Origin of the sequence: Rhodomicrobium sp. R_RK_3 (genome assembly GCF_002198715.1) — a bacterium.
Classification (GTDB): domain Bacteria; phylum Pseudomonadota; class Alphaproteobacteria; order Rhizobiales; family Rhodomicrobiaceae; genus R-RK-3.
Genome location: NZ_MWLK01000030.1, coordinates 295,124 through 315,266, shown reverse-complemented (window position 1 = coordinate 315,266; position 20,143 = coordinate 295,124). Strand labels below are relative to the sequence as shown.

Genomic DNA, 20,143 nt, shown 5'->3' with positions numbered 1-20,143 from the left:
CTTTCAGTTGATCAGTGCGCCGCCGGCGAAGGAAAAAAATGTGAGGAAGAAGGAGGTGGCGGCAAAGGCGATGGTCAGACCAAAGACGATCTGGATCAGCCGCCGGAAGCCGCCGGACATATCGCCGAACGCCAGGCTGAGCCCCGTGACTATGATGATGAGCACCGCAACGACCTTGGCGACCGGGCCTTCGATGGATTCCAGAATACGCTCCAGCGGAGCCTCCCAGGGCAGGCCGGATCCGGCGGCGTGCGCCTCCTGGCTCATCGCAACAAACACGATCAGGGCCAGGACGATCAGTCCCCCGCATTGTAAGACAAGGCGTAGGGGGGTCAGCGCCGCGGCGCGTTTAACATTGAGGCCGCGTCTCGCATTGACCTTGCCAAAACTCGGGATCGGATGATGTTGAAGCTGACGGGTCATAGCACTCGCTCCAAATTTGCAGCGTGATCGAGCGCCTCAAGGCGATAGCCGCCTTGAGCGTCGAGACCTTTGAGTCTGAGAAGGCTCTCCACCCGGCGGGCGGCGCCGCGCCCGCTCAAAAACACGATGAGATCGATCGCCTCGGCGATGAGGGCGCGCGGCACGGTGATGACGGCCTCCTGCACGAGTTGCTCGAGCCGGATGAGTGCACTTGCTGCCGAATTGGCATGGAGCGTGGTGATGCCGCCGGGATGGCCGGTATTCCAGGCCTTGAGCATGTCGAGCGCCTCGGCACCGCGCACCTCGCCGACGATGATGCGGTCGGGCCGCAGGCGAAGTGTCGAGCGGACGAGATCGGCAAGAGACGCCACCCCCGGTTTGGTGCGCAGCCTGACGCAATCGGGGGCAGCACATTGCAGCTCGCGCGTATCCTCGAGGATGACGACCCGCTCATCCATCGTCGCGACCTCGGCCAGGAGAGCGTTGACGAGGGTTGTCTTGCCCGACGAGGTGCCGCCCACGACAACGATGTTCCAGCGCTCACGGACGGCCTCGGTCAGCGCCTCGGCTTGGGTAGCCGTCAGTATCTGGCTGGCAATATAGTCGCCGAGCCGGAAGACGCTTTGCGCCGGCTTGCGGATCGCGAAGCAAGGAGCAGGGGCAACGGGCGGGATGAGCCCCTCGAAGCGCTCGCCCGTGTTGGGCAACTCTGCCGAGAGGATTGGCGCGCCGGCATGCACCTCCCGCCGCGTATGACTGGCGACGAGGCGAATGATCCGCTCCGTCTCCGCGGCACTGACGGTCTCGCCGGTATTGCTGCGGCCCTCCGGAATCTGGTCGACCCAGAGCTTGCCGTCCGGGTTGACCATCACCTCTATGACGGAAGGATCGGCAAGGGCCTGCGCGATCTCGGCGCCGAAAGCCGTTTGCAACATCTGGCGACGGCGATTGGTGGCTTCCTGGCTTCCTGTCAGTTTGATCAGGTCAACCATGATGGTCATCTCCCTGGCTGTTGGTGGTCAATGCAGGATCGCTGGCGTGGGGACCTGCGCCATTGGCGCGCGCTTCCGGCTGCTCTTCCGTGGGACTCGCGAATAAATCCGATGGGGGCACGCGCACCGTCTCGAGCACCTCGGCAGCAAAGCGGCGGTTGGCGCCGATCCGGCGGCCGATCTGGGTAAGGAAAGCCTGATAGCGTTCCTTGCCAAGCAGGCGCGCTGCCTCCTGCTCGCTCGATGCCAGTGGTGGCGTAATGGTCAGGAAATAGCGGACCAGCAGGGCCAGCGTTTCGCCGATGACGAAGATCTCACGTTCGAGCGCACCGGCCGACCGGTTCATCGCATCGAGCCTTCGCAACAAGACGTCCTCGATGCCCGGATGTGTCTCGGGCTCAAGCGCCTGGCGCAGCGCGTCCTCGAGAAAGGCGGATTTGGATCGCTTCCTCCGCATCGCAACAAGGTCGAACTTGCTCGCGAGCGGGCGGGACAGATAGAGGCAATAGCGCTTCTTCCTCATGACAGCCTCACCCCTCCCGGCAGCTCGATGATGGCGCTGTCGTCATCTACGTCAGGGGAGGCTGGCTCGGCCCGGTCCTCGAAGAGGGCCGGCATGTCTTCATGAGTGAGGGCGGATGGGACCGTGCCGGCGTGCCGGTCATTGGGCGCTTCTTCATCATGCTCACCGGCAGCCCATCCGTAATCAAGGGCGGGATGCGGAACGCGGATGGACCCGGCCCAGTCATGGGAGGCCGCTTCTTCGACCGACTGTCTCGCCTTCAGAGCCGGTGCCGGCAGGCAGCGCTTCAGGAAATTGCGGTCGCGAAAGTATTGCAATTTCCGTGCCCGGATCGGCGGGATGCCGGAGAGGAAGACCAGGGACTCATCCTGGGGAAGCTGCAGGACCTCGCCGGGCGTCAACAGCGGGCGTGCCGTCTCCTGATGCGAGATCGTCGTGTGCGACAGCCAGGCCGAAAAGCGGCGTCCGGAAAAATTCCGCTGGTTGCGCTCTTCCGTTGCGGTGCCCAGCGCGTCGGACAGACGCTTGGCCGTGCGCTCATCATTCGGCGCAAAGGCAACGCGCACATGGCAATTGTCGAGGATGGCATTGTTGGGGCCATAGGCCTTGTCGATCTGGTTGAGAGACTGGGCCACGAGAAGCGCTCTGATCCCATAGCCGGCAAGAAAGGCAAGCGCGCTCTCAAAGAAATCGAGCCGACCGAGAGCCGGGAACTCGTCGAGCATCAGGAGCAGCCTCGCCCTCTCGTCTCTGTGCTCCTGATGCTGTTCGGTGAGCCTGCGGCCGATCTGATTGAGCAGCATCCGGATCAACGGGCGGGTGCGCGAAAGGTCCGATGGCGGCACGGCGAGATAAAGCGAGGTCGGCCGTGGGCCGCCCATCAGATCGGCAATCCGGAAGTCCGACTGGGCAGTGTTGGCGGCAATGATCGGGTCGCGATAGAGGCCGAGAAAGCTCATCGCGGTTGAGACGACGCCTGAGCGTTCGTTCTCGGATTTGTTGAGCAACTCGCGTGCGATCGAGGCGATCACCGGATGCACCCGCGGTGCGTCCTCGCTACCAACATGGTTGGTCGTCAGCATCACCCTTAGCGTGCGGCGGATCGAGCGGGCAGGATCGGCAAGAAAATGCGCAACCTGCGCGAGGGTCTTTTCCTCCTCGGCATAGAGCACATGGAGAATGGCGCCGACGAGCAAGGCATGCGCCGTCTTCTCCCAATGATCGCGGCGCTCCCTTGCGCCTTCCGGATCGACGAGGATGTCGGCGATGTTCTGCACATCACGGACTTCATTGACGCCGCGACGCACCTCGAAGAGGGGATTGAACTGCACCGATTGCGGGCTCACCGGCTCGAAGAGCAGGCAGTCGGAGAACCGGGCGCGCCAGCCGGCCGTCAGCGCCCAGTTCTCGCCCTTGAGATCATGGATGACGGCCGAGCCGGACCAGGTGAGCAGCGTCGGGATGACGAGGCCGACGCCCTTTCCCGAGCGCGTCGGCGCTACCGCCAGGATATGCTCGGGACCGTCGTGGCGAAGGTAACGGTTCCGGACACAGCCAAGGATCACCCCTTTGCCCGCGTGAAGACCGGCCTGGCGGATGTCATGTCCGGACGCCCAGCGGGCCGAGCCGTAAGTGCTGGAGGCCTTGCCGGCCCGGCCACGCCGGATCCCCCCGCCGATCGCGATCCACGCGCTGAGAACTCCGCCGAGAGCCGCCAGCGCTCCGGCGCGGGCAAATACATGCGGCGCCTGCTCCTCGAAGGCCAGCCACCAGCCAAACAGCGACCACGGCGCGTAAAGTGGAATGCCGAACAGCGTTATCCACGGCCGTCCGAGCACCGGGTGAAAGCCAAGCGCACTTGCCGTCCATTCCGTCGCGCCCCAGAGACAGAGGAGCACGATCAGAAAGCAGCAAATCCCTCGAAGACTATGGACCTTGACGCTCGACACCTCGGACAATCCCTTTCAGCCGTGTAACCGTCTGAAAAGGATGGTCGAGCAGCAGCGAATGCTCAATGGAGTAAATTGTGCAGCCTAGTGAAGTCCTGTGAAACAAAGGAGTGCCTTTTGGGCAATCTCGTGGCGCGGCAATGCTCAAGATGCATTGCATGCGAAGCTGTCTGGGTAGCAGCCTTGAAGGAAAAGCCGGTTCTGGTTTTGGTGAGGAAAGTCCGGCCTATCTCAGCTTGAATTTCGGCCGCGGCTGGCTATGCGATCGTCGCGCTCCGAGACCTGATCATTGTCCTCAAGCGAATGCATCGAGCGCGATGCGCATCTCCTCCATCGACTGCGGCCCGCCATGTCCTTCGGCTTCCACGATGCACAAGCGGCTTGCCGGCCACTGCTGATTGAGCCGCCAGGCCGTTATCGCTGGCCCGCTAATGTCGCGACGGCCATGGATGAGCACGGCTGGAATATGGGCGATCGTGGAGACGTGGCGGAGTATTTCTTTGCCGTTCTGCAGAAATCCGTCGTGCGACCAGTAATGCGTGACGAGGGTTGCAAAAGTTAAACCCCATGTTTCATCGAAACGCTGGTCGATGGGCACCCAATTCGGATCAAGTGAGACGTGGGTCGACTCCCAATCATTCCAGGCGCGGGCTGCCAGCAGCCGGTCCTGTATGTCGCCAGTGGCGAGTCGCCGCGCATAAACCTCCACGATCCGCTCTCCGGCCCGCCTGCTTGAGGCCTGCTCAAACTGCTGCCAGGCTTCGGGAAATATGCACCCGACACCTTCGGTGATCCAATCGACCTCTTCCCTGCTGGTGGTCGTTACTGCGACGAGTACCAGTTCCGAAACCCGTTCCGGATGCGCTTGGGCATAAGCAAGCGCAAGCGTCGTCCCCCAAGACACGCCTGACACCAGCCACGTCTCGATGCCAAGGTGTCTCCTAACCGCCTCGATGTCCTTGATGAGCGATTGGGTCGTGTTGTGGTGCAGTTCGCCGAGAGCGTCGATGGCGAGAGGTCGACTTCGGCCGCATCCACGCTGGTCGATCCCTACGATGCGATATTGTTGCGGGTCGAAGTGACGGCGATAGCCACCGGAGCCATGAGGGGCGCCCGGGCCGCCATGGAGATATAGAGCAGGTTTTCCATCCGGGTTGCCCGATATTTCCCAGTAGATTTCATTTCCGTTCGCAACGCTGAGAAGCCCGGCATCGAACGGATTGATCGGAGGGTAGGTCATGAGAATGGTTCGATACACGAATGGGAGTAATCTTCAAACCGGCGACCGGCCCGCCTCCGGCGCATATCGCACTGACGCTCAACTCCACAAGGCTGACAAAGGCACTGCGGCCAGCTTGTCGCCGAACGGCACGAGATCCGTGCTGTCATAGAGCACGACGCCGTAGGCAAACTGTTCCTTACACACCTCGGCCAAGGTTCGAAGCCCGCCGAAGTCGCCGGACTTCACTGTCGCGGATGCCTTGATCTCAATGCCCACGATCATGCCATCGTCGCGCTCCAGCACGATGTCTACTTCGCGCATTTGCTGGTCCCGGAAATGATAGGGCGTCAGCCGCAGGTCCGATCCCGTCATGAGCTTCAAGACTTCGGAGAACACGAAGCTTTCCAGGAGTGTGCCGAACACGTCGCGATCAGTCTTCACCCTATCGAAGCTCAATCCGCGCGCCGTGGTAAGCAGGCCGGAATCGAGGAAGTGCAGCTTCGGCGTCTTAGCGATCCGCTTCAGCGCATTCGTGTACCAGGGCTGCAATGTCGCGACGAGGAACACCTGCTCCAGAAGCGCGACATAACGCTGGCCTGTCTTGTAGCTGACATTAATGCTGGATCCGAACTGCGAATAATTGACCAGCTGCCCCGAATGCTCCGCCAGAAGCCGGACGAATTTCGGCAACTCGGTCAGCTTCTCGATCTCGGCGATATCCCTGAGATCCCGGATCAAAACTGACGTCAGATAGGACCGCGCCCAGTCCTGCCGCCGGCGCTCGCTCTCGCGGCTGACCGCTTCGGGAAAGCCGCCGAGCAGCACGAGCCGGACCAGATCGTCTCCGATAACCGCCTTGCGGTCGCCCCGCAGCTTTCCGGTGAACAGGCGCTCCAGGAAGGTCGGTGGCTTGCCTGCGATTTCAGCACGGGCCAGCGGCAGTAAGCGGATGGTTTCCATCCGGCCCGCCAGGCTGTCGGCGACGCGCGGCAGGGTGAGCACATTGGCGGAACCGGTCAGCAGAAAGCGGCCAGGGCGGTAGTCCTCATCCACCGTCTTCTTGATCGCCAGCAGCAGGTCGGGCGCGCGCTGGATCTCGTCGATGATGGCCCCCCGTCGAGAGCACGGATAAAGCCTGCCGGATCGGACCGTGCGGCCTCGAGGACCGTCTGATCGTCGATCGTGATATAGGTCCGGCCCGCGTCCCCCATCTTTCGGACAAGCGTGGTCTTGCCTGCCCGGCGCGGTCCCACGATCAGCACGACCGGGGTATCTGAAAGGGCTTCCTCCGCCCGACGCTCCACGAATCGCTCGTACATGTCAGCTCCTGCAATCAGAACTATCGGCAATGATAATTAGAAGTCAATCACAAGATGATTAGAACTCACCTGTAGCTCGTTTAGAAGCGAGGCCATGGGCAAGCCTTCTCCTGCGACGGCCCCCCTTTCTGAGGGAGCCCTCACTGTAGAGGAAGAGTGCGGACGGGTTTTCCGTGACGGGTTGAGAGCTGGAGGAGAGGCCTCCGGCGCCCGTCGCGGAGACCCGCGATGCCCAGACATGAAGCGCACACTCGTTCCGGCGCCGACCGGACGAACTTGTATGCCGAAATCACCAGCAGGATCCTCGCCGAGCTCGAAGCCGGCCGGCTTCCATGGATCCAGCCCTGGGATACGGCCGCGTCAAATGCGCCGCTCGCCATGCCGAAGAACGCTGCTACAGGGAGCGGCTATTCCGGCATCAATGTGCTTATCCTCTGGGGAGCCGTCATCCAGCGCGGTTTCACCTGCCAGAGCTGGCTGACCTTCCGCCAGGCTCTGTCGCTCGGCGGCCATGTCCGGCGCGGGGAACACGGAACTACCATCGTTTACGCCGACCGCTTCGTGCCCGACGACGAGAAGAGGCGTGCCCACGAGATCGGCGAAGACGCCCAGGCGATCTCGTTCCTGAAACGCTTCACGGTCTTCAACGCGGCGCAGTGCGAAGGACTGCCAGACGACATCACCATCGGAGCGCCGGCGCGGGAACCTGGTCTGATCGAACCGAAGGTCGAGGCGCTCATCAAAGCAAGCGGCATCGAGTTTCGGATCGGCGGCGATCGCGCTTTCTATGTTCCGGCGCACGACTATGTGATGGTCCCACCGCCCCAGGCGTTCTTCGAGCCCATCAACTGGCATCGAACCGCCCTGCACGAATGCTCCCATGCCAGCGGAGCGCCCCGCCGCCTGAACCGCGACCTCTCCGGATCCTTCGGTTCGAAAAAATACGCCTTCGAGGAGTTGATCGCCGAAATCTCAGCGGCATTCTGCTGCGCAGCCCTCGGCATCGTGCCGACTGTGCGGCACGCCGACTACATCGGCTCTTGGGCGGAGGTTCTGCGCGAGGATAATCGTGCGATCGTCCGTGCCGCGTCGCAGGCCAGCAAAGCGGCCGACTATCTGCTCGCCTTCCTGCCCAATGACGACAGTCTCGAAACCACGGCGCCTCTCGATACTCACGAGCCGATGGAGGCCGCATGATGCCGGATTTCTCCGGCTTCACGGCCCGGAGCAGAGGAAGAGGGCTGCGCCATCTTCGTGACGGGTTGGAGGCCGAGAGAGAGGCTTTCGGCCGCCCGTCGCGGAGACCATCCCGATGGCTGCTGCCGTTCAGAAGATCACCCTGTCGTCCTCGCGCGACATTCCTTTCAACAAGCTGGTGCTGTCCCAGGCCAACGTCCGGCGCGTGAAGGCCGGCCTCTCGATCGAGGAATTGGCCGAGGACATTGCCCGGCGAACGCTGCTTCAGAGCCTCAGCGTCCGACCGATCCTCGACGCCGAAGGCGCCGAGACTGGCATGTTCGAGATCCCCGCCGGCGGCCGCCGCTACCGGGCGCTCGAACTGCTGGTCAAGCAGAAGCGCCTGGCGAAGAACGCCCCCGTGCCCTGCGTGGTGCGCGATCCGGCGACCGACATCCTCGCCGAGGACGACTCGCTCGCCGAAAACATCCAGCGCGCGCCACTCCATCCCCTCGACCAGTTCCGCGCCTTTTTGGGCCTCCGCGAGAAGGGGCTCTCTGAGGAGGAGATCGCGGCGGCGTTCTTCACCTCGGTCAATGTGGTGAAGCAGCGCCTGCGCCTCGCCAGCGTCTCGGCGAAGCTGCTCGACATCTATGCCGAGGACGGCATGTCGCTCGAGCAGTTGATGGCCTTTACCGTCAGCTCCGACCATGCCCGCCAGGAACAGGTCTGGGAGACCATCTCTGCTTCTTGGTCGAAGGAGCCCTATCAGATCCGCCGCATGCTGACCGAAAAGACCGTACGTGCCTCCGACAAGCGAGCGGTATTCGTCAGTCTTGACGCCTATGAAGCGGCGGGCGGCGTCGCTCTGCGCGATCTCTTCCAGCAGGACGACGGCGGCTGGCTCGAGGATGTCGCGCTGCTCGACAGCCTGGTCGCCGCGAAGCTCAAGGCCGAGGCGGAGAAGATCGCCGCCGAGGGTTGGAAGTGGATCGAGGTCGCGATCGACTTCTCCTATGGCCATGCGCGCGACCTGCGCAAGCTCGACGGTGTGACGGCCGACCTAACCGCCGAGGAACAGGCGATGATCGACACGCTCAACGCCGAATACCAGACGCTCGAAGCCGAATATGAAGACGCTGACGAGTTGCCCGACGAGGCGGATCAGCGGCTCGGCGAGATCGAAGCGGCGCTTGGCCAACTCGACAATCACCCTGTCACCTACGACCCCGCCGACATCGCCCGCGCCGGCGTGTTCGTCAGCATCGGTGCCGATGGCAAGCTCTCGGTCGATCGCGGCTATGTCCGCCTTGAGGACGAGATGCAGGTCTCTGAGCCCGGACAGGAGCCTGGCGGTGATACGCCATCCGACGATCAGGATGGCGCTGGCGCCAGCACGCCGACCGTGCAGCGCGCGGTGATCACGATCGGCGGTCAGCCGACCGAGTCGGAAGATGAGGAGGATGATACCGTCAAACCGCTACCCGACCGGCTGATGATGGAACTGACCGCCCATCGCACGCTGGCGCTGCGCGACGCGGTGGCGAACAATCCGCATATTGCGTTGACGACGCTCCTGCACAAGCTCGTCGTCGACACCTTCCAGCGCACCGCCACGAGCGGCGGATGTCTGGAGGCCTCGGTGCGCCATGTCTTCTTCTCCGTTCAGGCTGCCGACCTCAAGGACAGCCCGTCCGCCCGGTCGATTGCCGAACGGCAGGAGGCCTGGAAGACCGATCTGCCGCAGGACGACCAAGCCCTATGGGACTGGCTCGCCGCACTCGACGAGACAAGCCGGCTGTCGCTGCTCGCCCATTGCGTCAGCTTCGGCATCAACGCCCTCTATGAGAAGCCAAACCCATATGGCGGCAACGGCGTCTCCCAGCATGGGCTGGAGCGCCGTCTGGCCCAAGCCGACCGACTTGCACGCGCCACCGGCCTCGACATGGTCGAGGTCGGCTGGACGCCCGCGATCGACAATTATCTCGGCCGCGTGCCGAAGCGCCGCATCCTTGAAGCGGTACGCGAGGGCGCAGGCGAACAGGCCGCGCAGCTCATCGACCATCTGAAGAAAGGCGACATGGCCAAGGAAGCAGAGCGGCTCCTGGCCAGCACTGGCTGGTTGCCCGAACCGCTGCGCCTCGCGGATTCCGAGGAGCCGTTGGCCGGAGCCGGCGAAGCGAACGCAGACGGCGCTGCCGATGCGCTGCCGGAATTCCTCGCCAGAGACGACGATGAAGCCTCAGCCGAAGACGCCGACCGGCCGCCTGCGGTCGCAGCCGATTAGCAGAGCCGCGCGGGGAGGCGTAGGTCGCCCCGCTCCCTCTGTCCAATCCGTCCCACAGCTCGGCCTTCGCGCCGGGCGCTTTCGTTTCAGGAGATCCTCATGACCGACGGTTCCGACGCCGCGCCAAGCCCCAAGCCGCCGCTCTCTGAATGGGAGACGCTGGCCGCTCTTCATACCCAGCTCGAGGCCGAGCTTTTCAGTCTCAACAAGGCCGTGCTGCTCAATGCACTCGCGTTGGCCGGCGTCACGCATGTCATCGTCACCTTCGACGGCTTTGGCGATTCCGGCCAGATTGAGGAATGTCGAAGTCGGGGCCGGTGATGACCACATTGCCATGCCTGCCGACACGGTCGAAATCGCCGAGGCCGTGTGGGGCCGATTCGAGCCGATGCGTTCATCCGTCAGCATCGCAACGGCCGTCGAGAGCCTGGCCTATGACGTTCTCGAAAAGACCCATTGCGGCTGGGAGAACGACGACGGCGCTTATGGCGACATCACCTTCGACGTGGCGGAGTACAGAATCACGCTCGACTACAACAAGCGGTACACCGCCTCCGAAAACGACATGCACACCTTCTGAGGAGGCGACGATGGGACATTGCTATCACCACGCGCTTTCTTCGGCGCGGAAATGGGGCGGCACGGCGGAGGATTATCTGCCGCTGCACCAGTGGTTCGATGAGTCGAAAGAGATCACTGCCGATTTCCGCCACCGGGCCTTGCGCCATCATGCGCAGGGCATATTCGAGCTGGAGCGGACATTCGGGGCCACGCTCACCATCTCGACCGGCCGGGTCGTGCCCGTCCGCCTGATCGGCGAACAGCATGTGCTCGAGGATCTCGGCTTCATTCCGAGCTTCGCCGACTGGGTCCGCTGTATCCGCCCGCAGCCGTGGATGGGCCGCGCCCAGCCGATCCACAAGCTCGTCGATCCCTTCGCGACGACCGAGGCGATCGTCGCCAAGGTCCGAGCCGCAGACTGACATCCTCTCACCATCCAATCCATCCGCCCAGCCGTCGAGCCGGGTTCTTCGTATCCGGAGACACGACATGGCCGACTACTTCGAACAGACCGTTGTTCAGCAGACCATTCCCGATGAGGACATGGCACCCATCGAGCGCCTGCTTCTCTCGCGAATTTTCGAGTGCGAGCGTGATGGCGAGGGCTGGCGCTTCTTCGCGGAGCAGAGCCCTTCGACAATGGTCTTCGCGACACGCGCCGAGATCGAAGGCGCGCTCGCCGCACCCTGCGACACGGAGACCGCCGCCCATGCCTGCGTGACCGAACAGCTTGCGACCGGGGACCCCAATGCCGCCGACGTCGACCTCGATCTCAGCGGCACATCCTGGGAGTTCTTCCTTCAGGACATCGTCAAACGATCGAGAACGCTGCACTAGGTCAGCATCGTCGCAGCCTTCACCTGCAGCAAGATGCGCCCGGATGGCTTCGGCGGCATGGCCGTGCTCATCACGCCGGACGCGATCTTCGGCAAATCAACCAACGATCTCATCGAAGATTTCCTCACGAGGGCCGGCCTTGGGGAGTCGGGCGCGGCGCGCACCGACATGAACATGGCTGCTCCAGACAGCGGAGACGCGCCGTGACCGAATACATCGTCAAGATTGGCTTCTGGGTGCGCGCTTATGACGGTTTCACCGTCGAGGCCAACTCCGATGCCGAAGCGATCGAGAAGGCGAAGGCCGCGGCCGCGATCGCCATGAAGTCGATAGCCCACCCCGAGCACATCGAGATCGACGAGCGGCGCGAAGGCGTCATCGCCTTCATCGACCGCATCACGCCGGCGGCCGCAAAGCCGTCATCGAGGACGTTGAGTTCGACGACGATCGCATCCACGCCCCGCCAGCAGCCTGAGTACCGCATCATCCCAACCAACCGAGCCCGGCCATCGCACCGGGCTTTGGCTTTTCTACGGAGACCAACATGGCCAACTATCTCACGCACTTCTCCCGCCTGCTCGATGTAGGCACCCCCGAGAACGCCGCCCGCGCGCTCGACCTGGCGACGGGCGAAACCGCCGACTGGATTAACACCGATGACTGGCTCGCCATCGTCCTGGTCGGAGGCGATCCCGATGCCTGAGATTACCACCACCGTCTATCGCCTCGACAAACTCTCCAACGCGGCGAAGGAGAAGGCCCGCGCCTGGTATCACGAGGGGGGCTTCGACTACGACTGGTTCGAGTTCGTCTATGACGACTTCGAGCGCATCTGCGTGATCCTCGGCGTCAACCTCGAGACGCGCGCGGTTCGCCTCTATGGCGGTGGCACGCGGCGGAAGCCTTGCATCTGGTTCTCGGGATTCTGGAGTCAGGGCGACGGGGCTTGCTTCGAGGGGCGCTACTGTCATGCGAAAGCCGCGCCACGGAAAATCCGCAAGTACGCGCCGAAGGACAACGAGCTTCACCGCATCGCCGATGCGCTTCAGGCGATCCAGCGCCGCAACTTCTATCAGCTCCGCGCTGCTATTACCCATCGCGGTCGCTACTACCACGAATACTGCATGGGCGTTGCGGTCGAACGCGACAGCCCTACCTGGCAGGACATGACCTCCGATGCCGAGGATGCCGTCATCGAGGCGGTGCGCGATCTCGCCCGCTGGCTCTATCGCCAGCTTGAACGGGATTACGATGATCTGACGTCGGACGAGGCGGTCGACGAGGCGATCATCGCCAACGACTACACCTTCACGGAAGCCGGCCGCCGGTTCGGCTGATCCGGACAAGCGCCCGCCTCACGGCCGGGCGCTTGTTTCATGTCGGCCACGGCCAGTCCGCCTAGAGGCAGAGACAAGCCGGGACGGGTTTGAGCCCGCTCGGTCGAGAGAGAGCGCCGGCAGGCTCGTCCCGTTCCGGCTCTCTTTAAGGTTTTCCCCATGCACGAACATTCTCCGCGCGCCACCGCCGACGTCGCGTCGCTCTCGTCCGTCCCCGTGATCGACCCGGCCCCCGCCATCCTCGCGGCGGCCCGACAAATCCTCCCCCATCTCGAACATGGCCAGCGTGTCGACGCCCCGATCCTTCGCTCGGCCATGGAAGCCGCTTTCGGCGCCTCCGATGCGTCTGGCGCCTGGGACTGGAAGACGGCTTATGACGCCTGCGAGGTGGCGACCGTGCTGTTCTTGCACAAATACGGAAAGGCACTTCTGCGTAAGGCCGGCTCTCAGGAGGCCGCGCTGCCACTGCTCGTGAAAATCACAGGGCTTCTGCCGACCCATACGCGCCGCTCCGCCGAGAGCGAGGCCTTCCAGCAATTCTCGACGCCGACGCCGCTGGGCCTCGCCGCGCTGATCGCAGCCGCCATCACGCCGGCCGACCGCGTGCTGGAGCCCTCGGCCGGCACCGGCCTGCTCGCCATCCTGGCTGAGATCGCCGGTGGCACGCTCATCCTCAACGAGCTAGCCGGCACGCGCGCCGGACTGCTCTCCTGCCTGTTTCCGGCCGTACCCCTCACACGTTTCGACGCCGCGCAGATAGACGATCATCTGAGTCCAGCGGCGATCCCGAGCGTCGTGCTGATGAACCCGCCTTTTTCGGCGATGCCGAACGTCTCGGGCCGAATGGCCGACGCCGCTTTCCGCCACGTCGCCTCGGCGCTGGCCCGCCTCGCCGACGGCGGGCGACTGGTCGCTATCACCGGCGCCAATTTCGCGCCGGACGCCCCAGCCTGGACGGCGGCTTTCGCTCGCTTGCAAGAGCGCGGGCGCGTGGTGTTCACCGCCGCGATCGACGGCGCGGTCTATGCCAAGCACGGCACGACGATCGAGACGCGCCTCACCGTCATCGACAAGGCGCCCGCCGACGACCCGGCGGCATCCCCGGCATCGCCGGGGATCGCCCCCGATGTCGCCACGCTCATCGGCTGGATCGCCAAGCATGTGCCGCCTCGTCCCGCCGTGGCCGCCACCGTCGCCGTTCCGGCAGCGGCCGCTCGCATTCCGAAGACCGTGGGCGGCTATATCGCCCGAGCCGCCTCCAAACCGCCCGCAAAGCGCCCACTCACCGACCCCGAGGCCGTGGATCTCGTCTATGAGACCGCGGACTGGACGCCGGCCGAGGGCGCGCGCCTGACAGATGCAATCTATGAAGAATATCGGCTTCAGACGATCCGCATTCCGGGCTCTCAGGCGCATCCCACCAAGCTGGTGCAATCGGCCGCCATGGCGTCGGTCGCGCCGCCCAGGCCGAGCTATCGTCCGCGTCTGCCCGCCCGCCTCGTGACCGACGGCGTCCTGTCGGACGCCCAGCTCGAAACCGTAATCTATGCCGGCGAAGCGCACTCGGACACTCTCGCCGGCTCCTGGACTGTCGATCAGACCTTCGATCTCGTCACGGCGGCGCCGGATGATGCGAAGGACGCGGTCCGCTTCCGGCGCGGCTTCATGCTGGGCGATGGTACCGGCGCCGGCAAGGGCCGCCAGTCGGCTGCCATCATCCTCGACAACTGGATGTGCGGGCGCCGCAAGGCCGTCTGGATCTCCAAGTCCGACAAGCTGATCGAGGACGCACAGCGCGACTGGTCGGCACTCGGCATGGAACGCCTGCTGGTGACACCGCTATCGCGCTTCCCGCAAGGGCGCGCGATCACGCTTCAGGAAGGCGTCCTGTTCACCACCTATGCCACGCTCCGGTCCGACGAGCGCGGCGAGAAAGCGTCGCGCGTCCGGCAGATCGTCGAATGGCTCGGCCCCGATTTCGATGGGGCGATCGTCTTCGACGAAAGCCACGCCATGCAAAACGCCGCCGGCGGCAAGGGAGACCGGGGCGACATCGCCCCCTCTCAGCAAGGGCGCGCGGGGCTCCGGCTCCAGCATGCGCTGCCTCGCGCCCGCGTCGTCTATGTCTCGGCCACCGGCGCCACCAGCGTCCACAATCTCGCCTATGCCCAGCGGCTCGGCCTGTGGGGCGGCGAGGATTTCCCGTTCGCGACCCGGGCCGAGTTCGTCGAGGCGATCGAGGCCGGCGGCGTTGCGGCGATGGAGGTGCTCGCCCGCGACCTGCGCTCGCTCGGCCTCTACACCGCGCGTTCGCTTTCCTATGACGGCATCGAATACGAGCTGGTCGAGCACCAGCTCACCGATGACCAACGGCGCATCTACGACGCCTATGCCGGCGCCTTCTCGATCATTCACAACAATCTCGAAGCGGCCATGCGGGCGGCGAACATCACCGGCGAAACCGGCACGCTGAACGCCCGAGCGAAGTCCGCGGCTCGCTCGGCTTTCGAAAGCACCAAGCAGCGCTTCTTCGGGCACCTGCTTACCTCGATGAAGACACCGACGCTCATCCGCTCGATCGACCGTGACCTTGAGGAGGGGCACGCGGCCGTCGTGCAGATCGTTTCGACCGGCGAGGCGCTCATGGAACGCCGTCTCGCAGAGATCCCGACCGAGGAGTGGAACGACGTGCGCGTCGACATCACGCCGCGCGAATATGTCCTGTCCTATCTTCAGCACTCCTTCCCCGTGCAGCTCTACGAGCCTTTCACCGACTCGGAGGGCCATCTCTCGTCGCGGCCCGTCTATCGCGACGGCCAGCCGGCGGAGAGCCGCGAAGCGGTGGCACGGCGCGACCGGCTGATCGAACAACTCGCCAGCCTGCCACCGGTGCCCGGCGCGCTCGACCAGATCGTGCAGCGCTTCGGAACCGACATGGTGGCCGAGGTCACCGGCCGTTCGCGTCGAGTGATCCGCAAAGGCGATCGGCTCATGGTGGAAAACCGCGCCGGCTCCGCCAATCTCGCCGAGACCGCCGCTTTCATGGACGATGTGAAGCGCATCCTGGTGTTCAGCGATGCAGGCGGCACCGGGCGCAGCTACCACGCCGAGCTGACGGCAAGAAACCAGCGCGTGCGTGTCCACTATCTGCTTGAGCCAGGCTGGAAGGCGGATGCCGCCATCCAGGGGCTCGGTCGCACCAATCGGACCAACCAGCGGCAAGCGCCGCTGTTCCGTCCGATTGCCACCGACGTGAAGGCCGAGAAGCGCTTCCTGAGCACGATCGCTCGCCGGCTCGACACGCTGGGCGCGATCACACGCGGCCAGCGCCAGACCGGCGGCCAGGGCCTGTTCCGGCCGGAGGACAATCTGGAAAGCCCTCACGCCCGCGACGCGCTGCGGCAGCTTTATCTGCTCATCGTGCGCGGCAAGGTCGAGGGCTGCCCGCTGCAGCGCTTCGAGGAGGCTACCGGCCTCAGTCTGGTGGATGAGGGTGGCGTCAGGGACGCGCTGCCTCCGATCACCACCTTCCTCAACCGGCTGCTGGCGCTGCCCATCGACCTGCAGGGCGTGCTGTTCACGGCCTTCGAGCAACTCCTCAACGCGAGGATCGAGGGCGCCATCGCCAGCGGAACCTATGACATCGGACTGGAGACGCTGAAGGCGGAAAGCTTCGTCGTCACCGACCGGCGCACGATCTACACGCATCCCGCCACTGCGGCGGAAACGCGGCTGCTCACCATCACGCAGCGCGTGCGCAACCGGCCGCTGACATTCGACCAGGCGCTGGATCATCTCTGTGATCCTCGCACCACGCTGCTCGTCAACGAGCGCTCCGGCCGCGCGGCGGTGCAAGTCACTGCGCCGAGCGTGATGCTCGACGACGGAGAGATCGAACGCCGCGTGCGGCTGCTCCGTCCCATGGAGCAGCATCATGCGTCCTTGACGATGATGGCGGAGAGCCACTGGCGGGACGCCGATCGCGACGCCTTCGCGGTCGCCTGGACTCGCGAAGTGGCGCAGGTGCCGGAGTTCTCCGACTCGACAATCCACATCGTCGCCGGCCTCCTGCTCCCGATCTGGAAGCGCCTGCCGAACGAGTCGACGCGGGTCTATCGGCTCCAAACCGATAAGGGCGAGCGCATTATCGGCCGCCGTGTCTCCTCGGCCTGGGCCGCGGGCGCGCTCGCGACCGGCGTCGTTACGCTGACGCCGGACGATGCCTTTGCGGCGCTGTTGGACGGCAGCACCGTGCTCGACCTGGCCGAAGGGCTCCAGCTTCGCCGCGTGCGTATCATGGGCGCCCATCGCATCGAGCTGTCGGGCTTTACCGACACCATGCGCGACCGGCTCCGCGCCTATGGTCTGTTCCACGAGATCATCTCGTGGAAGCTGCGCATGTTCGTGCCGACCGACGCGAATGGCGGCGCCGCCCTGGCCAGGGTGCTGGAGCGCTATCCCATCGAGCACGCCTCCGAACGGGAGGCGGTGTGATGCCCAGCCATGACGCCTCCGAACTGTCGCAGCGCCTCGGCCGGCAGGCCGAGGCGGTCTGCCGGCATTATCTCTCCCACGGCCGCCGCCAGGGCAATTACTGGCTGGTCGGCGACGTCCGCAACACGCCGGGCCGCTCGATGTTCGTGCGACTCAAGGGGCCGGAGACCGGCAAGGGTGCGGCCGGTCATTGGACCGACGCCGCGACCGGCGAGTACGGGGACTTACTGGACGTGATCCGCGAGGCGTGCGGCCTCGTCGACTTCAAGGATGTCGCCGACGAGGCGCGGAGCTTCCTCAGCCTGCCGCATCCCGAGCCCAATGAGCACCGAAGCCGCAAGCCCGCCGCGCGGACCGGATCGTCGGAGGCGGCGCGGCGACTGTTCACCATGGCGCAGCCGATAACGGGGACGCTCGCGGAGGCGTATCTGCGGAAACGCGGCATTGCCGCTTTCCACGAAACCGGGGCGCTGCGTTTCCATCCGCGCTGCTACTATCGGCCCGACGAGCATGAGCCGACCGAGATATGGCCGGCAATGATCGCCGCCGTCACCGATCTCGGCGGCCGGATCACTGGTGGGCACCGCACTTGGCTCGACCCTGATGGCTTTAGCGAGGCGACGCTCGGCAAGGCGCCCATCGACAGGCCGAAGCGGTCAATGGGCGATCTTCTGGGCCATGCCGTGCGCTTCGGCGTGGCGGGTTCGGTAATGGCGGCCGGTGAAGGCATCGAGACCATGCTGTCGCTCAGATGCGTTCTGCCGACCATGCCGGTGGTGGCAGCGCTCTCGGCAGCCCACCTCGCCGCCATCCGGTTTCCGGACACGCTGCGCCGCCTTTACATCGCGCGCGACGACGATCCCGCCGGCGACGGCGCGATGGCGACGCTGATCGACCGCGCCAAGCAGGCCGGCATCGAGGCAATCGTGCTGTCGCCGGTGCTGGCGGACTTCAACGAGGATCTGCGGATGCCGGGCGTCGATGCGCTTCGGGCGGCCATTCGCGTCCAGATCGCACCGCAGGACGTCGCCCGCTTCATGGATCTGGCGGCGTAGCCGGAACGGGGATGCGGGGCGGCTCGCCGCCAACCGCACCGCTCGGATGCTTCGTCCTCGCCGGAGGACCGCGCCTCGGCCTTCGAGAGGGCGATCTGCCGTCAAACGGTCCGGCCGGGCAACCTTGGGGCCGGCTATTTTCCGGCGGCCCTCTCCACCCGACGCAGCTCGGCGCGCGGAAGGGAGAGGGCCTTTCCATCGCGAGCCAAAATAGCCGGCCCCTGCGGCCCTCCGCTTCGCTTCGGCCCTTCGCTTCCGCTCCGGGTGCCTGTCCGGCCCGCCCGACGGCGTCGTCGCCATGAAGGCCGCGACGGTCGCGGTCCAGCGGGCGGAGCATCCCATGAGCGAGCATGACGACCACGACGCTACCCAAGCTTCCTCTCCGACCGACCACGTCCTGACCGAGCTTCAGCTCTACGGCTACCGTCCCTTCGCCGACGAGCCCGATCCGCGACCGCTCCCCGACGGCAACGAGATCGCCGGGGCGATCGCCGACATCTTCGATGCCCTGATCTCCACCCTGGGCGACACCCGCATCGAGCCCGATCTCGACGATCTCCTCTGGTCGACCGCCAACGTCTTCCACCGCGCCGCCGAGCGGATCGCGCGGGATCTCGACGACAACGAGCAGGCGCAGCACCGCTCTCAACGAGAACAGGATGGCTCCGAGGTCAAATCGGTCGAGCTCGAACGGCTTGTTGCCGAAGGCGGGACGTTGGTCGAGCGGCAGGATGCGCTCGAGCTGATGCGCGACCAGGCCGGCGCGCTCTACGAGCGTCACGTCGGCAAACCCTGGCTTCCGCGCAACGGGTCGAAAATCAACCACCGCAATCTCACCTCGGCGATGATCGACAGCCGCGATTTTCTCGCCGCGAGGAAGCGTGCCGAGCAGGAGGTGCTCCTGCCGCCCGGGCCGAAGGTCGCATTCACCGGAGGCCTCGACTTCAACGACCACCGCCTCATCTGGTCGAAGCTCGACCAGGTCCACGCCAAGTATCCGGGCATGGTGTTGATGCACGGCAAATCGCCGAAGGGCGCCGAAAAGATCGCCTCTTGCTGGGCCGATCACCGGGGCGTGCCCCAAATCGGCTTCGCGCCCGACTGGACGAAGCACGGCCGCGCGGCGCCCTTCAAGCGCAATGACCAGATGCTCGACGTGCTGCCGATCGGCGTCATGGTCTTCCCTGGCACCGGCATCCAGGCCAACCTCGCCGACAAGGCGAAGAAACTCGGCATCCCGGTCTTGAAATTCGGCGGCGTGTGAGCGCCGCGCGACCTCAAACAAGTGACCGCAATCTGATACTGTCGGCAGAAACACTGTACTTCCGCTGATAGGAGGCGCATCTGGATCTCGACCACATTCAACTTGCCACTCGCAAAGCACCGTTGATCATCGCATGGCCGTCGCCCGGGCTCCCCGGAGGAATGATCCAGTTCGACGAACCCGATCAATGGCGACGTTTCATCGTCGGCCTCGGCATCGATGCCCGCATACCCGACATCGTCCAGTTCAAATTCAGGCGCGCGCAGACGCTCTATCTTCTCGGCTGGATCGACCTCGACGTGCTGAAGGCCGGCGAGCTCGCCGCGCTCATCGCCCTGGAGCTCACGCTGATGGACCGATATGGCGGCCAGGTTCCGAAGAAGAAGCGCTCGTTCGCCTCGCTGCTGAAGCACATGGTCGACCTCGACGGCCTCGACGAGGCGCACATTCCGATGATTGTCCGCACCGGCGGCACCGCGATCGGCTTGGTCACCGGCGCATATGAGCCAAGCCTTAGCCAGCGCCGCAATGGGATGGCCCATGGCGATCCGTTCGATGGTCTACCTGTCGGCGGGCTCCTCGAACTGGTCCGCGACCTCATCAACTACGCCTATCGGGACTTCATAGCCAACGCTCCACCTGGGCTCCGTGCGGCTCACCTTGGCTGACCTGGAACACGAACGGCTCCCGTCGGGAAGCACCAC

19 protein-coding genes and 1 pseudogene are annotated in these 20,143 nt (G+C 64.7%); 14 read left to right on the top strand and 6 right to left on the bottom strand.

All coding sequences use genetic code 11. The features are described from left to right. Nucleotides 1–3: 3 nt before the first annotated feature. The 6 genes and pseudogenes from BLEFHOIH_RS27630 to BLEFHOIH_RS17650 all read right to left on the bottom strand — a co-directional run bounded on the left by BLEFHOIH_RS27630 (nucleotide 4) and on the right by BLEFHOIH_RS17650 (nucleotide 6,428). A complete protein-coding gene (locus tag BLEFHOIH_RS27630; protein WP_088347330.1) occupies nucleotides 4–423 on the bottom strand; it encodes a TrbC/VirB2 family protein in 420 nt (139 codons plus the stop codon). Beyond that, the gene (gene trbB, locus BLEFHOIH_RS17670; protein WP_088347374.1) at nucleotides 420–1,415 is read right to left on the bottom strand and encodes a P-type conjugative transfer ATPase TrbB; all 996 of its coding nucleotides are present in this window, start codon (nucleotides 1,413–1,415) and stop codon (nucleotides 420–422) included. Before trbB ends, BLEFHOIH_RS27630 begins: the two co-directional genes overlap by 4 nt. Continuing rightward, nucleotides 1,408–1,938, bottom strand: a complete 531-nt coding sequence (locus BLEFHOIH_RS17665; protein ID WP_088347329.1) for a CopG family transcriptional regulator — start codon at nucleotides 1,936–1,938, stop codon at nucleotides 1,408–1,410. The genes trbB and BLEFHOIH_RS17665 overlap by 8 nt, the downstream gene beginning before the upstream one ends. Continuing rightward, entirely contained in the window at nucleotides 1,935–3,887 is a 1,953-nt protein-coding gene (gene traG, locus BLEFHOIH_RS17660; protein WP_210191578.1) for an IncP-type conjugal transfer protein TraG, read from the bottom strand. Before traG ends, BLEFHOIH_RS17665 begins: the two co-directional genes overlap by 4 nt. A gap of 295 nt (nucleotides 3,888–4,182) precedes the next feature. After that, nucleotides 4,183–5,127: a prolyl aminopeptidase gene (pip, locus tag BLEFHOIH_RS17655; RefSeq protein ID WP_088347328.1), complete on the bottom strand. Its 945-nt coding sequence runs from the start codon at nucleotides 5,125–5,127 to the stop codon at nucleotides 4,183–4,185. Between the two features lie 78 nt (nucleotides 5,128–5,205). Next, nucleotides 5,206–6,428 (bottom strand): annotated as a pseudogene (locus tag BLEFHOIH_RS17650) (ATP-binding protein). Between the two features lie 228 nt (nucleotides 6,429–6,656). Here BLEFHOIH_RS17650 and BLEFHOIH_RS17645 point away from each other — a divergent pair. From BLEFHOIH_RS17645 to BLEFHOIH_RS17595, 14 genes are all read left to right on the top strand, one after another. After that, nucleotides 6,657–7,625, top strand: a complete 969-nt coding sequence (locus BLEFHOIH_RS17645; protein ID WP_088347327.1) for a zincin-like metallopeptidase domain-containing protein — start codon at nucleotides 6,657–6,659, stop codon at nucleotides 7,623–7,625. A gap of 115 nt (nucleotides 7,626–7,740) precedes the next feature. Next, nucleotides 7,741–9,891: a ParB/RepB/Spo0J family partition protein gene (locus BLEFHOIH_RS17640; RefSeq protein ID WP_088347326.1), complete on the top strand. Its 2,151-nt coding sequence runs from the start codon at nucleotides 7,741–7,743 to the stop codon at nucleotides 9,889–9,891. Between the two features lie 99 nt (nucleotides 9,892–9,990). Next, a complete protein-coding gene (locus BLEFHOIH_RS27350; protein WP_245297065.1) occupies nucleotides 9,991–10,212 on the top strand; it encodes a DUF6878 family protein in 222 nt (73 codons plus the stop codon). A 13-nt stretch (nucleotides 10,213–10,225) separates the two neighbouring features. Further along, a complete protein-coding gene (locus BLEFHOIH_RS27345; protein WP_245297064.1) occupies nucleotides 10,226–10,471 on the top strand; it encodes a DUF6878 family protein in 246 nt (81 codons plus the stop codon). A gap of 10 nt (nucleotides 10,472–10,481) precedes the next feature. Beyond that, nucleotides 10,482–10,874, top strand: coding sequence for a hypothetical protein (locus BLEFHOIH_RS17630; protein WP_088347325.1), 393 nt, complete (start codon nucleotides 10,482–10,484; stop codon nucleotides 10,872–10,874). A 67-nt stretch (nucleotides 10,875–10,941) separates the two neighbouring features. Beyond that, entirely contained in the window at nucleotides 10,942–11,289 is a 348-nt protein-coding gene (locus tag BLEFHOIH_RS17625; RefSeq protein WP_088347324.1) for a hypothetical protein, read from the top strand. A 57-nt stretch (nucleotides 11,290–11,346) separates the two neighbouring features. After that, nucleotides 11,347–11,496 carry a hypothetical protein gene (locus BLEFHOIH_RS26810; RefSeq protein WP_170937231.1) on the top strand — a complete coding sequence of 50 codons (150 nt, stop codon included), beginning with the start codon at nucleotides 11,347–11,349 and terminating at the stop codon, nucleotides 11,494–11,496. Then, nucleotides 11,493–11,876 carry a hypothetical protein gene (locus BLEFHOIH_RS17620; RefSeq protein WP_245297063.1) on the top strand — a complete coding sequence of 128 codons (384 nt, stop codon included), beginning with the start codon at nucleotides 11,493–11,495 and terminating at the stop codon, nucleotides 11,874–11,876. Before BLEFHOIH_RS26810 ends, BLEFHOIH_RS17620 begins: the two co-directional genes overlap by 4 nt. After that, nucleotides 11,834–11,992: a hypothetical protein gene (locus BLEFHOIH_RS26805; RefSeq protein WP_170937230.1), complete on the top strand. Its 159-nt coding sequence runs from the start codon at nucleotides 11,834–11,836 to the stop codon at nucleotides 11,990–11,992. Before BLEFHOIH_RS17620 ends, BLEFHOIH_RS26805 begins: the two co-directional genes overlap by 43 nt. Continuing rightward, nucleotides 11,985–12,626, top strand: coding sequence for an antitoxin of toxin-antitoxin stability system (locus tag BLEFHOIH_RS17615; protein ID WP_088347323.1), 642 nt, complete (start codon nucleotides 11,985–11,987; stop codon nucleotides 12,624–12,626). Before BLEFHOIH_RS26805 ends, BLEFHOIH_RS17615 begins: the two co-directional genes overlap by 8 nt. 159 nt (nucleotides 12,627–12,785) lie before the next feature. Continuing rightward, a complete protein-coding gene (locus tag BLEFHOIH_RS17610) occupies nucleotides 12,786–17,120 on the top strand; it encodes a strawberry notch family protein (protein WP_088347322.1) in 4,335 nt (1,444 codons plus the stop codon). Beyond that, the gene (locus tag BLEFHOIH_RS17605; protein WP_170937229.1) at nucleotides 17,120–18,175 is read left to right on the top strand and encodes a toprim domain-containing protein; all 1,056 of its coding nucleotides are present in this window, start codon (nucleotides 17,120–17,122) and stop codon (nucleotides 18,173–18,175) included. The genes BLEFHOIH_RS17610 and BLEFHOIH_RS17605 overlap by 1 nt, the downstream gene beginning before the upstream one ends. Before the next feature lie 340 nt (nucleotides 18,176–18,515). Further along, nucleotides 18,516–19,439: a DUF2493 domain-containing protein gene (locus BLEFHOIH_RS17600; RefSeq protein ID WP_088347372.1), complete on the top strand. Its 924-nt coding sequence runs from the start codon at nucleotides 18,516–18,518 to the stop codon at nucleotides 19,437–19,439. A gap of 161 nt (nucleotides 19,440–19,600) precedes the next feature. Further along, nucleotides 19,601–20,107, top strand: coding sequence for a hypothetical protein (locus tag BLEFHOIH_RS17595; protein ID WP_210191579.1), 507 nt, complete (start codon nucleotides 19,601–19,603; stop codon nucleotides 20,105–20,107). Nucleotides 20,108–20,143 lie beyond the last annotated feature (36 nt).